The organism is Metabacillus niabensis (assembly GCF_902829255.1).
Lineage (GTDB): Bacteria > Bacillota > Bacilli > Bacillales > Bacillaceae > Metabacillus > Metabacillus niabensis.
This window is the reverse complement of sequence record NZ_CADEPK010000009.1, coordinates 1-14,393: the sequence shown is the minus strand read 5'-3', so window position 1 is coordinate 14,393 and position 14,393 is coordinate 1. Positions and strand designations below refer to the sequence as shown.

Genomic DNA, 14,393 nt, shown 5'->3' with positions numbered 1-14,393 from the left:
AAAATTCTTACAATTAAATAACAAATTAGAAGAAAACGTGAAATTACTGATTGGTTTAGGTAAAATAATAGTAAGAAATGGATAGTTAATTTAGAAAGGAAGAAATGTTGTGAATATTGAACATCTCATCAGTGAAGCGAAAGAAGCACGTAATATGGCTTATACTCCCTATTCTAAATTTAATGTTGGTGCGGCTTTGTTAACAAAGGATGGAAAAGTCTATAAAGGTTGTAATATAGAAAATGCATCATATAGCATGACAAATTGTGCTGAGCGCACAGCATTGTTTAAAGCCATTTCTGAAGGAGACAAAGACTTTGTTGCATTAGCAGTTATTGCTGATACGAAAAGACCTGTTTCCCCTTGTGGAGCTTGTCGTCAAGTTATTTCAGAGCTTTGTCCCAAAGATATGAAGGTAATACTAACCAATTTACAAGGTGATATACAGGAAATAAATGTAGAAGATTTACTACCAGGAGCGTTTTCAGCGGAGGACTTAGATGAGTAATAATCAAGGATTTAAATCAGGATTTGTATCAATTATTGGAAGACCAAATGTAGGGAAATCTACATTTATAAATAGAGTTATTGGTCAAAAGATAGCTATTATGAGTGATAAACCACAAACAACACGTAATAAAATTCAAGGTGTTTATACTACTGAAAATTCACAGACGATATTTATCGATACACCAGGGATTCATAAACCAAAGCATAAGCTTGGAGATTTTATGATGAAGGTAGCCCAAAATACATTAAAAGAGGTTGACCTTATACTTTTTATGATTAATGCGGAAGAAGGATATGGCAGAGGGGATGAATTTATTATTGAACGGTTGAAGCAGACGAATACGCCTGTTTTTCTAATCATCAATAAAATTGACCAAATTCACCCAGATGAGCTTTTACCAATTATCGAAGAATATAAAAATTTATATCCTTTTAAAGAAATCATTCCGATATCTGCTTTACAAGGTAATAATGTTGATACTTTATTAAAACAAATTGAATCATTATTACCAGAAGGACCACAGTATTACCCAGATGACCAAGTAACAGACCATCCAGAAAGATTTATCATAACAGAATTAATTCGCGAAAAAGTACTTCATTTGACTAGAGAAGAGATACCGCATTCTGTTGCTGTTGTAATGGATTCACTTGAACGAAGGGAAAATAATAAGGCTATATATGTTGCAGCTACAATTATTGTAGAGCGAGATTCACAAAAAGGAATTATTATTGGAAAACAAGGAAGTATGCTAAAAGAAGTAGGGAAACGCGCACGCGTCGATATCGAAGCTCTTCTAGGTTCAAAAGTATTTTTAGAGCTCTGGGTAAAAGTTCAAAAAGATTGGCGTAATAAGGCATCACAGTTGCGAGACTATGGATTTAGAGAAGATGAATATTGAGGATAAAAAAATTATTCATAAATGTTGTTAGCAAAAAATGTTTGACATGAAATGATGAAATGCAGGTCAAGATAATGGTAATGAAATTGGATTTATTGTTTGCTAGTCTTAACAACTGAAAGGTGGGGTTTTTATGTTGGATTTTACCTGGAAAGTTTTTTCTCAGACAGGTAGCATTGATACGTATCTTCTTTTTAAAGAATTAGAAAAGGAGAATGAAGAAGGACCCGATTCTCAAGAGGATGAACTAGCTGAAATGGATTTTCCAATTTCCTGATCTTGCCTAAACCTTTGGAAGGTGAGGGAATTTGCTTCAAAAATGTGAAGGTATCGTCATTCGATCGACGGACTATGGTGAAACAAATAAAATTGTAACAATATATACGAGAGAACTTGGAAAAGTTGGGGTTATGGCGAGAGGCGCTAAAAAACCAAATAGTCGCCTTACGTCTATTACCCAACTTTTTACTTATGGAACGTTTTTGTTTCAAAAATCAACTGGTTTAGGAAGTTTGCAGCAAGGTGAAACAATTTTTTCGCATCGGTTTATACGTGAGGATATTTTTTTAACAGCTTATGCCTCTTACATATCAGAATTACTTGATAAAAGTACTGAGAACTTTGAAAGCAATCCTTTTTTATTTGAATTATATAAGCTGACCCTTGATTATTTGAATGAAGAAGTTGACCCGGATATTTTAATGAGCATATTTGAAATAAAAATATTACCTTTGCTAGGATTGAAGCCACAATTAGATTGCTGCACTAATTGTGGAAATAAAGAAGGAACATTTCACTTTTCAATTAGAGAAGCAGGATTCATTTGTCATCGTTGCTTTGAAATTGATCCGTATAGAATCCCTATTTCCCAAACAACCGCTAAATTACTTAGATTATTTTATTATTTTGACTTAAATCGATTAGGGAAGATTTCCTTGAAACCAGAGACAAAAAAAGAGATCAAACATGTCATAGAAGCGTATTATCAAGAGTATTCTGGTCTGACTCTTAAATCAAAGCGTTTCTTAAACCAATTAGATTCCTTAAAGGGGAAGCTATGATACCTATGTACAAAAATATACAGTATATTGACATCGGAGAATTTTTAGATTAATATGCAATTAGAATTTAACAGTTTGCGTTGAAGGAAAGAAGTAGTTACGAATAACCATTAATAGCGACCTTAGGACGGTGAAAGCTAAGGATTGGCTCGTAATGAAAGGCGTTCTGGAGCAGCAATTGAAAGTGGCTTGCCTTTATAATTAGGTGAGCAAATAGGGTGGAACCGCGGGTAAGCTCTCGTCCCTATGTCGATTTTTGGCATAAGGATGGGAGCTTTTTGTTTTCTTCACTAATTATTTATAATATGGAAAACTTTATGGAGGTGTATCAATAATGAATATACAAGAAATGATTCTTACACTACAAAAGCATTGGTCTGATCAAGGGTGTATTTTAATGCAGGCATATGATACTGAAAAAGGTGCTGGAACAATGAGTCCATATACATTTTTACGAAGTATCGGGCCAGAACCATGGAATGTTGCATATGTGGAACCGTCAAGACGACCTGCAGATGGTCGTTATGGCGAAAATCCAAACCGTCTCTATCAGCATCACCAATTTCAAGTTATTATGAAACCATCACCAGACAACATTCAAGAGCTTTATTTAGATTCCTTACGTGCTTTAGGAATAGACCCATTAGAGCATGATATTCGTTTTGTAGAGGACAACTGGGAAAACCCTTCTTTAGGCTGTGCTGGATTGGGATGGGAAGTATGGTTGGATGGAATGGAAATTACTCAGTTTACATATTTCCAACAAGTAGGTGGAATAGAATGTAAACCCGTTTCTGCCGAAATTACCTATGGGATTGAGAGATTAGCTTCATATATACAGGATAAAGAAAATGTATTTGATCTTGAATGGACTGAAGGATTTACTGTTCGCGACATCTTTTTGATGCCGGAATATGAACATTCTAAATATACGTTTGAAACATCGGATACAGAGATGTTGTTCCAATTGTTTTCAACTTATGAAAAGGAAGCAATTCGTCAAATGGATGAAGGCTTAGTCCATCCAGCTTATGATTATGTTTTAAAATGCTCCCATACATTTAATTTATTAGATGCTAAAGGAGCCATTTCCGTCACTGAACGCACAGGCTATATTGCTAGAGTGCGGAACTTAGCTCGTAAAGTTGCAAAAACATTTTATGAGGAACGAGAAAAACTAGGTTTTCCAATGTTAGTGAAGGAAGGAGGAGAAGCAAATGAGTAAACAGGATTTACTTATTGAGATCGGGTTAGAGGAAGTACCTGCACATTATGTGACAGATGCGTCTAATCAATTTACTACTAAAGTTTCTGAGTGGCTAAATGATAAAAAGCTTTCTTATGGAGAGGTCAAATCTTATTCTACTCCTCGTAGATTAGCTGTCTTAGTAAAAGAGGTTGATGAAAAACAACCTGATATTGAAGAGGAAGCAAAAGGCCCTGCAAGGAAAATTGCTGTTGATGAGAATGGGAATTGGACAAAGGCTGCAATTGGTTTTTCAAAGGGTCAAGGTGCAAATGTAGAAGATATTTATTTTAAAGAAATAAATGGTGTCGAATATGTCCATGTGCAAAAATCGATTAAAGGACAGGAAACAAAAACATTATTAACAGAATTACGTCAAATTATCATAGGACTAACATTTCCTAAAAATATGCGTTGGGGTAACCAAGACATGCGTTACATTCGTCCAATTAAGTGGATTGTTGCCTTGTTTGGCAAAGAAATCATCCCATTTGAAATAGCTGGAGTAACAACTAATTCATATACTTTTGGCCATCGCTTTTTAGGAAGTCAGGTTGAAATAGCTGCACCTTCTTTATATGAAGCGCTATTGTTAGAGCAATTTGTATTAGCAGATCCTATCAAAAGAAAAGAAGCAATTGTTAATCAGCTTTCTGAGATGGAAGCAGAGCAAAATTGGGTTATTCCAATTGATGCTGAATTATTGGAAGAAGTAAATAATCTAGTTGAGTATCCAACTGCGTTGTTTGGAAAATTCGAAGCGGATTATTTATCTTTACCTGATGAAGTATTAGTTACGACTATGAAAGAGCACCAACGATATTTTCCTGTAAGAAATCAGAGCGGAGAATTACAACCATTTTTTGTCACAGTTCGAAATGGTGACCACAATCATCTTGAAAATGTAGCAAGAGGAAATGAAAAAGTTTTACGTGCAAGATTATCAGATGCAAATTTCTTTTATAAAGAAGACCAAAAGCTAAAAATTGAAGATGCTGTTTTGAAATTAGATAAAATTGTCTTCCATGAGGAATTAGGAACACTTGGAGAAAAGGTAAAACGAATTGTTAAAATTGCAGAAATATTATCAGATAAATTAAAGGTATCTGAAGAAGAAAAGAAAGATGTTGCCCGTGCTGCATCAATTTGTAAATTTGACCTCGTTACACATATGGTTTATGAATTCCCTGAATTACAAGGAAAAATAGGTGAAAAATACGCAAGAATTAGTGGGGAAAAAGAGGCAGTTGCATTAGCTGTAAACGAACATTATATGCCAAGACATGCTGATGATGAGATCCCGAATTCAAATGTCGGTGGAATAGTTGCCCTTGCAGACAAACTTGATACAATTGTTGGTTTTTTCGCAATTAATAAAATTCCTTCTGGTTCACAGGATCCTTATGCATTAAGAAGGCAGGCTAGTGGAATTGTCCAAATATTGCTAGCTAAAAACTGGAAACTTGCATTGCCTGAATTATTCGATTTGACATTGGACTTCTATAAGGAAAAAGCAAAGTCTGATACGAAGCAAGAGCTTTTATCTTTCTTTAAATTACGTCTAAAACACGTATTTGCAGAAGAGAAAATTAGACATGATATCGTTGATGCAGTATTAGAATCGACAAATATTGAAGTAACCTCATTAGTGAATCGCGCAAAAGTTCTTAACGAAATCTCTAAGACTGAGCGATTTAAAGAGGAAGTAGAATCGTTGTCTCGTGTAATGAATATTGCTAAAAAAGGTATTGAAAAGGAAATTAACCCACAATTATTTGAAAATGAATACGAAGAAACATTATATAAAGAATATTTACGTATATCGACAGATGTATCTACTCTTTTGACAAATGGTCAAGAGAAGGAAGGTTATCAGCTATTAGCTAGTCTTAAAGAGGTAATTAATGCTTACTTTGACCATACGATGGTCATGGCTGAAAACGAAATTGTAAAAGAAAATCGTTTAGCACAAATGGTTAAATTATCAAAATTAATTCAATCTTTTGCGCAAATGAATAATATTATAGTTAAGTAACAGGTAATTAGCAGTACGGATGAGGATTTTAATTTAACCTGAGAGCTGACCAATTGTCAGCTCTTTTTCTAAAGAGTAAATGTTTAGAACATATTTCTTTTCAAAAATGAAGGAATGTATTATGTGTAGTTTAGACTTTCCGAATATCTAAGAAATCATGTATTGCTGAAATACCATTTCAAATAAAAAAGAATATTTAGCTATTCTTGCCGAATTCCCCAATTTCTTTAAAGAATATGACTAGTTTTTAGAAGCTTTGTCGTCTTGAAGGAATTTGCTAGTTACTACGAAGAATTAAGTAAATAAAGTAAATAGATAAAGGGTTGGTGGAGAGAATGACAACAAAGTATGTAACAATTTCTAAAGCTGCTTCATTGATAGGGGAAAAAGTATTTATCTTAAAAAGCTGGGAGAATGAATTTTCAGAGTTTTTAACAATAGAAAGGGATAGTAACAATTCAAGATTAGTGTCTGCAGAAAACATTGAAATGTTTAGGAAGATAAAATCATTTAAAGATAACCATCTTGATACGATGACAATCAAGCAATTACTGAAGAAGCAAACGGCTATGCATCATGTCGAAAGTCAATCTACCGAAGATAACGATGAATTAAAAAATTCTCTTAATAGGATTTCTGACTTTATAGAATCAGCAGAAGTCAAGGAGTTACTCAATATAAATGATCGACTATCTAAACTAGAAGCAACTATCATTGAGGCTGTTCAACAGAAGATTGTCGACACGGCGAAATTACAAACAGAAGTTGCTAGAATTGAGTTTTCAGATGTACAGGAAATGATTACGAGTTTATCTATTACTTCAAAGGAAGAACGTGAACTATATAAAGAGGCAATTCGCCAAGAACGGGAAATTATTTTGAAGAAAACAGATGAACGTGAGGAAAGATTTTTAGCGTTTTTAAAACAATATCAAGATAGACAAGTTCGCAATAAGCAAGAGCAGAAATCAGGTATAGCTATGTTAAAGCAGCTTATTGGCTTTGCTAAATAATTCGGTTTAACTATCCTTGAATTAAGCAAAAAAAAGCAAACTCTATATCATCAAATGATGAATAAGTTTGCTTTTTTCATTAGTTTTTCTTTTTAATCTTGCCTGTCCAACCTTTAAAGCCGCTTTTCAGACAGTTAAGATCAGTATAGCCCTTTTTTCTCAGCATTTGAGCTGCTCGACCACTACGTACTGTATTTTGACAATATAAGTATACAGGCTGGTCTTGTCTTATTTCTTTGTAACGCTGACGAAGCTGGGAAAGAGGGATGTTTCTTGCTCCTAAAATATGGCCAGCTTCAAATTCATTAGGTTCCCGAACATCAATTAATTGTGCTTTACGATATCCAGCACGAAATTCCTCTTCTGTTAACTGTTTCATTATTTTTCTTTGATAGAAAAAGGTAAACACAGCATAACCAATTAGCGCTACTGCTAAAATGATAAGAATCCAAGTTGAAATTGACAATTTTTTCGCTCCCTTTATGTTGTAATCTCATTTTCAATATTAAAAAATAAGTTCTTAGGAACTTTTATAGACTTTTATTATTATATAAGAGCTTCACTAAAATGTCATTAGCTAATCATGCAATATTATTTTCTTCTTATTGAAGTTCTGCTAGACTAAAATAGAAAATTTTTTGTGAAGAAGGGTTACAATATGGCAAAAGAAGTATGGCGATTTATTGATTCGGGTAACTGCTCTCCAACCTTTAATATGGCATTAGACGAAGCGTTGCTTGATTGGCATAGTGAAGGGAAAATTCCTCCAACAATCCGGTTTTATGGATGGGATCCTGCAACATTATCTATTGGTTATTTTCAAAAAGTTGAGAAGGAAATTAATTTAGAAGCAGTTAAAAAATATGGATTAGGCTTTGTAAGACGCCCAACAGGTGGAAGAGGGGTTCTCCACGATAAAGAGCTTACATATAGTGTCATCGTATCTGAGGAACATCCAGATATGCCAAAAACAGTTACTGAGGCATATCGAGTTATCTCAGAAGGTATATTAGAAGGGTTTAAAAATCTCGGATTAGATGCATATTTTTCTATTCCTCGGACAGATGAGGAAAAACAAGGGTTGAAATCACCTCGTTCAGCAGTATGTTTTGATGCACCTTCATGGTATGAGCTTGTTGTTGAGGGAAGAAAGGTAGCTGGGAGTGCGCAAACGCGACAAAAAGGTGTTATCTTACAACACGGCTCAATTCTCCTTGATTTAGATGAAGATATGCTTTTCGATTTATTTAAATATCCAAATGATCGTGTAAGAGAAAGAATGCAGCGTGCTTTTAAAGATAAGGCGGTTGCGGCAAATTCCTTACGAGAAAAGCCGGTAACCATTACAGAAGCAAAAGAAGCGTTTAAAAAAGGTTTTGAAGAAGGTTTAAATATTGAGTTAGAACCTTATGAGCTTACAAAGGAAGAAATTATAGTAGTAGAGAAAATTGCTAAAGAAAAATATGAGACGGATGAATGGAATTATAAAAGATAAGCAATAATGCGCAATCCGAATGGTTGCGCATTTCTCTTGCGAACATTTGTTCCGTTTGTTATACTATTAGCAAATGTTTAGTTGAAACTAAAAATTTATCAAATCTAGAATCGATTGCAAACAATATAAACAAGGAAATACAACCATCCATATTTAAAGGATATAGTCCAACAGCATACTAAATCAGATAAAAATTATTCGACAAACACGAAAGAAAACCTATAAAGGAGTAGTGTTTTAGATATTTTAGTTTGTGCAAGAGACAAAATCCTTCAAAAAATGCATTTTTCGACATGTAATCTAATAATAACTCATTATTTCTTATGTTTTTAATGAGTTAGTAATTTGACAAATTACTAGTTTGTTGAACTGAAAACTACATATAGTATTATGTTTAAAAAAACAGATACTATATATTGAATTGTTTGGTGCGATGTGATAAATTTAATCAGAAGATTTAATAGAGAGATAGAACAAGGAGTTGTTACAATGACTGTTGTTACAGAGCAAAAGATGGAACTAAATGTAGAAAAGTTAAATAAAGATATTTCTGCATTTCCACAAGTCCATCCTATAACAGATGATATGAAGTTGACCCATAAAGGTGTATCAAGGCTGGTTATGCTTGATCGTTATACGTTTAAGGATACAGAGAAGATTACATTATCAGAAGGGGATTTTGTTGTTTTAACAATAAAAGAGGATCCTAAGTTTCCTGCACGTGGACTTGGATATGTTAGAGAAATTGATTGGCAAACGAAAACGGCAAGTGTGCTAGTTGAAGAAGAGTATCGCCACTCACTAGATAATCCTGAGGAAGTTGAAACAGGAATTGTGAAACGCTCTTTAGACGTCATTGAAAAACCACTTGAAATCTATTACGAACAAATTGCAAAACGTAACGCGACAGGATTGGCATCGGTAGAAAAAACGGAAGCAAAGCGTAAAGAATGGTTTGAAAAGTTTTATCAAGAGCTAGTGAATTTGAATTTTATCCCAGCAGGACGTGTCTTATATGGAGCTGGGGCAGGCACTGATGTAACGTATTTTAACTGTTATGTTATGCCATTTGTAAAAGACTCCCGTGAAGGAATTTCTGAGCATCGGAAACAAGTAATGGAGATTATGAGTCGTGGTGGTGGAGTTGGAACAAATGGTTCAACATTGCGTCCTCGAAATACACTTGCACGTGGTGTAAATGGTAAATCATCTGGTTCGGTATCTTGGTTAGATGATATCGCTAAATTAACACATCTTGTTGAGCAAGGTGGTTCCCGTTAAATCTTAAATCCACACGGCGGGAATAAAATCTCGTGAATTGCTGGAACACCCTAAAGATTCATCAACCACAACGTGACTGGCAACAGTGACCGTGAAGGTTTGAAAATGATGAATATAAATAATGGGCAATCAGCAGCGAAGCATCTTAGGAAACTAAGATGAACGTTCAGAGACTATCGAAAGTACCTACGTTTTTACAATAAGGTATAAGTAGATCAAAAGAAGAACTTCTTTTGAGGTACGAGACAGGGAATGAATATTCCTTGATGATATAGTCCGAACTCATGTGAAAGCATGAGAGTTAGGCAGAAATGACCTAGCCCCTCTAACAAATGAGGAGTAACAAATTGCGTGGTGCACAGATGATTATGCTTGCAGATTGGCATCCTGATATCATCGAATTTATAATATCTAAAATGCAAAACCCTAGAATTTTGCGCTATTTAATTGAAAATACAAAAGATGAAGCAATTAAGAAATATGCACAAGATAAACTAAAATTCACACCGTTAACTCAACAAGAAATCGATATGTATCAGGGGATTGTTAATTACAAACAAATACCTGGAACTGGTGGATTCAGTGAAAAAATCATTAAAGAAGCGGAATTAAAGCTTCGTACGGGTGGAACATATAGTGTTCATAATCCAGAGTTTTTAACGGGTGCTAATATTTCAGTTACTTTAACAAAAGATTTTATGGATGCTGTTGAAAAGGATGCTGAGTATGAACTACGTTTCCCAGACGTAGAAAGCTACGATGAAGAGAATATGAAAGCCTACAATGAAAATTGGCATAAAGTCGGAGATGTTCGTGAATGGGAAAAGCAAGGATATAAAGTTCGTACGTATCGTAAAATTAGAGCAAGAGACTTGTGGAATCTAATCAACATATGTGCAACGTATTCTGCTGAGCCAGGAATTTTCTTTATTGATAATGCGAATGATATGACAAATGCAAAAGCATATGGTCAACAGGTTGTAGCAACGAATCCATGTGGTGAACAACCACTTGCTCCATACTCTGTTTGTAATTTAGCGGCGGTAAATTTAGCTGAAATGGCGAATAAGGAAACAAAGACTGTTGATTTTGAAAAATTAAGAAAAACAGTTGAAATCGGAGTTCGCATGCAAGATAACGTCATTGATGCAACACCTTATTTTCTGCCTGAAAACAAACACCAAGCCCTTGGTGAACGTCGTGTAGGTTTAGGTGTAATGGGGTTACATGACCTACTTATTTACTGTGAAACAGAATATGGTTCTGAAAAAGGTAATGAGTTAGTTGATAAAGTGTTTGAAACAATCGCGACAACTGCTTATCGTGCTTCTATAGAATTAGCGAAAGAAAAAGGTAGTTTTCCTTTCTTAGTCGGTGAAGAAGAAGGGGAGACAACACGTCTTCGTGAAGCATTTACACAAACTGGATTTATGAGTAAAATGCCTGAAGATATTCGTGAAGGTGTTAAACAATATGGTATTCGTAACTCTCATTTGTTAACAGTTGCTCCAACAGGTTCTACAGGAACTATGGTTGGCGTGTCAACAGGATTAGAGCCATATTTTTCATTCTCATATTTCAGAAGCGGTAGATTAGGGAAATTTATTGAAGTAAAAGCAGATATCGTACAAGAATATTTAGATCGCCATCCAGAAGCGGATCCAAATAACTTACCATCATTTTTCGTATCTGCGATGGAATTAGCTCCTGAAGCGCATGCCGATGTACAATGTGTAATTCAGCGTTGGATTGATAGCTCGATTAGCAAGACAGTAAATGCTCCTAAAGGATATACTGTTGACCAAGTTGAAAAAGTATATGAGAGATTATACAAAGGTGGAGCTAAAGGTGGTACCGTTTATGTTGACGGTAGCCGAGATACACAAGTATTAACATTAAAGGCAGAAGAAAATACATTTGACGATGTCGAAGATGTTGACAATAAGGAAAAAGGGAAGGTTGTATTAGTAGATACAATCAATGACCTGCGTTCCACTGATGTTACTATTGGTAATGAGGTTGGGAATACATGTCCGGTTTGTCGAGAAGGTACAGTCGAGGATTTAGGCGGATGTAATACTTGTACTAGTTGTGGTGCCCAATTAAAGTGTGGCTTATAAATCTTGATTTTAGGGAGTCTGACATATCGTCAGACTCTTTTTTCAGAATGAAAAGAAATATCAAATTCTTTGTGTTCACATTTAGAGATCGTGTAAGCGGCTTTTAAAAAGATTAAATGACAAGGGCGGCTGCAATTTTTGTGCCTCCTAATTAACTAAAGGCTATTAAGCTTTTCTTCCTTGTCATGCACTCATTTCTCATGTAAAATTAATTTGATTTCGTTTAAAGACGGCGCAATTTGGAGGGAACTTTATGCCAACACCAAGTATGGAAGATTATATAGAACAAATTTATTTATTAATAGAAGATAAAGGATATGCACGTGTTTCAGATATTGCTGAGGCTTTGGCAGTTCACCCCTCCTCTGTTACAAAAATGGTTCAAAAATTAGATAAAGATGATTATTTAATTTATGAAAAATACCGTGGACTTGTATTAACAAACAAAGGTAAAAAGACAGGAAAAAGACTCGTTTATCGTCATGACCTTCTCGAACAATTTTTAAGAATCATAGGGGTAGATGAGGATAAAATATATAATGATGTAGAGGGAATAGAGCATCACTTAAGCTGGAATGCAATTGATCGTATTGGAGATCTAGTCCAATTTTTCGAAGAAGATGAGCAAAGAGTTGCGACATTGAGGAATATACAAAAAAGTGATGATTAGGATATGGGAAGAGAGGATATGTTAATGAACTTATCCTCTCTTTTTATTTTACTCTTTCCAAAATAGTGTTGTTTTAATAAACGTTGTAAAGGTTGATTTGAGCGTAAGTGTAAGACTCCTGTAGAATGCATGGATAGGTTCATGTTGAGCTAAATATCCATCCCGCGGAAAGCAATCGCTGCACGAGGAAAGCAACCAAAACGACTACTTCTAAGCCACAAGTTGAAAGTAATACTTGAAGTAGGAATAGGTAGGTTTATACAAAGACAGTAGTTTAAATAGTTTAAGGTTTTCTTATTTTCAACAGGTCTAAATTGCTTTCTCTGTTCTTACACTATTATAGGAAGATGTGTGGGAGGGGAGAGAAAATGTACATAGACGGTGTGTTTTCTGGAGGAGGAATTAAAGGTTTTGCTCTTATTGGAGCATTCAAAGCAATTGAAATGAAAGGATTTAAATTCAAACGATTGGCTGGAACTAGTGCAGGGTCAATTATTTCTGCATTTGTAATAGCTGGATATACTGCTGATGAAATATTAGAGATGATGGAAGAAATTGATTTGAAAATGTTTCTAGATGAAAGGAAATCGTTAATTCCTTTTTCGCTTACGAAATGGCTCTCATTATATTGGAATTTAGGCTTATATAAAGGGAATAAGCTTGAGGAATGGCTTGTTATGAAATTAAAGGATAAAGGGATTGTTACATTTGCAGATATACCAAAAGGTTCATTTAGGGTGATAGCCTCAGATTTAACGAACGGTAGATTAATAGTTCTCCCAGATGACCTCCATAAATATGGTATCCACCCGGAATCATTTTCAGTCGCAAGAGCAGTAAGGATGAGTTGTAGCTTACCTTATTTTTTTGAACCAGTTCGATTAGCTTCATCTACAGGAACAAATATTATAGTCGATGGAGGAGTATTAAGTAATTTTCCGATTTGGCTTTTTCAACATGATAAAAAGACAAATAAAACGAAATCGAGGCCAGTACTTGGAATTAAATTAAGCATGAAAGAAACTGAACGCCCAAAACGAAAAATAAATAATGCTATCGAATTGTTTAGTGCACTTTTTGAAACAATGAAAGATGCTCATGATAGTCGTCATATTTCAAGTAGGCATGAAAAAGATATTATCTTTATTCCGGTGGATGATATTGTGACGACAGAATTTTCATTAGATGAAGAAAAAAAACTAGCTCTAATTGAGCTAGGTGAAAAACGAACAATCGAATTTTTAAAAACATGGACGTATTAAAGATGTGCTCTATTTTTCTTTTTACCCTTTTTTCCTTCGATAACAGTTAGGTGTGTTGACTGTTTTTTCTTTTTTATTGCAGAGGCTTTTGTCTGTTTTTTTGCCTGAGAAAAACTACGAATATTTGATTGGCGATTTCCCTTGTCATTGAATCGTTTTTTAGATTGTTTTGCAGCTTTCAGATATGAAGCATATTCCTTACTCATTCTTTTCCTCATAAAAAGACGGTAAACGAGATAAATGATTATCGCAAGGATTGCCATAAATGCGATTTGTCTAAATAACCAAAAAGGGTTGGAAATGATTCCAATGACTCCTAAAATAAGAATTGCTACAATGATACCTTTCATGATATTTTGATTCATTTTACCACCTCCTATAAGTTGCCAATCCACAATAAACCTTACGAAACAAAAATAAAGGAGTAGCTTGTTACAGTGTTTCATCCTTTTTAAGAAAAAGGGATTCCACTTTTTGTTAAGAAGGTATTTTCTTTTTATTATCTAATTTTCATCAACCCTTATAGCATAAAACCATGTGGGAAACTGCATATTATTACAGGATCCTAACAAAAACTTCTAAAGCATATCCTTTTGCAAATGGACTTATTCTAGGATTGTAATAAGCATCCATTTTACAAAAAATTGTAACTGAATACTTTATATATATGCTATTAGGTGTGATGGTTTGAAAGCGTATTCTATATGAAATCTCTTTTTATTGAAGTGAAGATTTCTTATATGTTGCAAAAATACTTAATGGATAGCTTGAAAAATGCTTATTATTATAATTATATCC

General features: G+C 34.4%; 12 protein-coding genes, 2 pseudogenes and 1 other annotated feature. Of the genes and pseudogenes, 12 read left to right on the top strand and 2 right to left on the bottom strand.

Features of this window, described 5'->3' with window-relative positions; translation table 11 throughout:
- Window positions 1-109: 109 nt before the first annotated feature.
- The 7 genes from HU235_RS01615 (at window position 110) to HU235_RS01585 (ending at window position 6,767) form a co-directional block, all read left to right on the top strand.
- Window positions 110-508, top strand: a complete 399-nt coding sequence (locus HU235_RS01615; RefSeq protein ID WP_095302487.1) for a cytidine deaminase — start codon at window positions 110-112, stop codon at window positions 506-508.
- Window positions 501-1,412, top strand: a complete 912-nt coding sequence (gene era / locus HU235_RS01610; RefSeq protein ID WP_145581474.1) for a GTPase Era — start codon at window positions 501-503, stop codon at window positions 1,410-1,412. Before HU235_RS01615 ends, era begins: the two co-directional genes overlap by 8 nt.
- 133 nt (window positions 1,413-1,545) lie before the next feature.
- Window positions 1,546-1,689 (top strand): YqzL family protein, encoded by a 144-nt coding sequence (locus HU235_RS01605; RefSeq protein WP_095302485.1) that lies wholly within the window; start codon window positions 1,546-1,548, stop codon window positions 1,687-1,689.
- 31 nt (window positions 1,690-1,720) lie between these two features.
- The gene (gene recO, locus HU235_RS01600; protein ID WP_095302484.1) at window positions 1,721-2,473 is read left to right on the top strand and encodes a DNA repair protein RecO; all 753 of its coding nucleotides are present in this window, start codon (window positions 1,721-1,723) and stop codon (window positions 2,471-2,473) included.
- Window positions 2,474-2,544: 71 nt separating this feature from the next.
- Window positions 2,545-2,722: a binding site (T-box leader), on the top strand.
- An 85-nt stretch (window positions 2,723-2,807) separates the two neighbouring features.
- Window positions 2,808-3,698 (top strand): glycine--tRNA ligase subunit alpha, encoded by an 891-nt coding sequence (glyQ, locus tag HU235_RS01595; RefSeq protein WP_095302483.1) that lies wholly within the window; start codon window positions 2,808-2,810, stop codon window positions 3,696-3,698.
- Entirely contained in the window at window positions 3,691-5,754 is a 2,064-nt protein-coding gene (gene glyS, locus HU235_RS01590) for a glycine--tRNA ligase subunit beta (protein WP_174879185.1), read from the top strand. The genes glyQ and glyS overlap by 8 nt, the downstream gene beginning before the upstream one ends.
- A 335-nt stretch (window positions 5,755-6,089) precedes the next feature.
- Window positions 6,090-6,767, top strand: coding sequence for a MerR family transcriptional regulator (locus HU235_RS01585; protein ID WP_174879184.1), 678 nt, complete (start codon window positions 6,090-6,092; stop codon window positions 6,765-6,767).
- 79 nt (window positions 6,768-6,846) lie between these two features.
- On the opposite strand, the gene HU235_RS01580 is transcribed toward HU235_RS01585, so the two are convergent.
- Window positions 6,847-7,227, bottom strand: coding sequence for a rhodanese-like domain-containing protein (locus tag HU235_RS01580; protein ID WP_141231505.1), 381 nt, complete (start codon window positions 7,225-7,227; stop codon window positions 6,847-6,849).
- 198 nt (window positions 7,228-7,425) lie between these two features.
- Between HU235_RS01580 and HU235_RS01575 the strand changes: the two genes are divergently transcribed.
- The 5 genes and pseudogenes from HU235_RS01575 to HU235_RS01555 all read left to right on the top strand — a co-directional run bounded on the left by HU235_RS01575 (window position 7,426) and on the right by HU235_RS01555 (window position 13,595).
- On the top strand, window positions 7,426-8,262 hold the full coding sequence (locus HU235_RS01575) for a lipoate--protein ligase family protein (RefSeq protein ID WP_095299861.1): 837 nt from the start codon (window positions 7,426-7,428) through the stop codon (window positions 8,260-8,262).
- Window positions 8,263-8,751: 489 nt separating this feature from the next.
- Window positions 8,752-9,537 (top strand): annotated as a pseudogene (locus HU235_RS01570) (ribonucleotide reductase N-terminal alpha domain-containing protein); the annotation flags it as partial.
- A 356-nt stretch (window positions 9,538-9,893) separates the two neighbouring features.
- Window positions 9,894-11,663 (top strand): annotated as a pseudogene (locus tag HU235_RS01565) (vitamin B12-dependent ribonucleotide reductase); the annotation flags it as partial.
- Between the two features lie 253 nt (window positions 11,664-11,916).
- The gene (gene mntR, locus HU235_RS01560; RefSeq protein ID WP_095299864.1) at window positions 11,917-12,333 is read left to right on the top strand and encodes a transcriptional regulator MntR; all 417 of its coding nucleotides are present in this window, start codon (window positions 11,917-11,919) and stop codon (window positions 12,331-12,333) included.
- A gap of 368 nt (window positions 12,334-12,701) precedes the next feature.
- Window positions 12,702-13,595, top strand: coding sequence for a patatin-like phospholipase family protein (locus HU235_RS01555; RefSeq protein WP_174879183.1), 894 nt, complete (start codon window positions 12,702-12,704; stop codon window positions 13,593-13,595).
- Here the strand turns inward: HU235_RS01555 and HU235_RS01550 are convergent.
- A complete protein-coding gene (locus HU235_RS01550; RefSeq protein WP_174879182.1) occupies window positions 13,592-13,960 on the bottom strand; it encodes an SA1362 family protein in 369 nt (122 codons plus the stop codon). The genes HU235_RS01555 and HU235_RS01550 overlap by 4 nt on opposite strands.
- Window positions 13,961-14,393 lie beyond the last annotated feature (433 nt).

Excerpts from the sequence above, each read along its gene's own strand:
- HU235_RS01550 (WP_174879182.1), bottom strand. The coding sequence starts at position 13,960 with ATGAATCAAAATATCATGAAAGGTATCATTGTAGCAATTCTTATTTTA.
- glyQ (WP_095302483.1), top strand. The coding sequence starts at position 2,808 with ATGAATATACAAGAAATGATTCTTACACTACAAAAGCATTGGTCTGAT.
- mntR (WP_095299864.1), top strand. The coding sequence starts at position 11,917 with ATGCCAACACCAAGTATGGAAGATTATATAGAACAAATTTATTTATTA.
- era (WP_145581474.1), top strand. The coding sequence starts at position 501 with ATGAGTAATAATCAAGGATTTAAATCAGGATTTGTATCAATTATTGGA.
- HU235_RS01605 (WP_095302485.1), top strand. The coding sequence starts at position 1,546 with ATGTTGGATTTTACCTGGAAAGTTTTTTCTCAGACAGGTAGCATTGAT.
- HU235_RS01585 (WP_174879184.1), top strand. The coding sequence starts at position 6,090 with ATGACAACAAAGTATGTAACAATTTCTAAAGCTGCTTCATTGATAGGG.
- glyS (WP_174879185.1), top strand. The coding sequence starts at position 3,691 with ATGAGTAAACAGGATTTACTTATTGAGATCGGGTTAGAGGAAGTACCT.
- HU235_RS01555 (WP_174879183.1), top strand. The coding sequence starts at position 12,702 with ATGTACATAGACGGTGTGTTTTCTGGAGGAGGAATTAAAGGTTTTGCT.
- HU235_RS01575 (WP_095299861.1), top strand. The coding sequence starts at position 7,426 with ATGGCAAAAGAAGTATGGCGATTTATTGATTCGGGTAACTGCTCTCCA.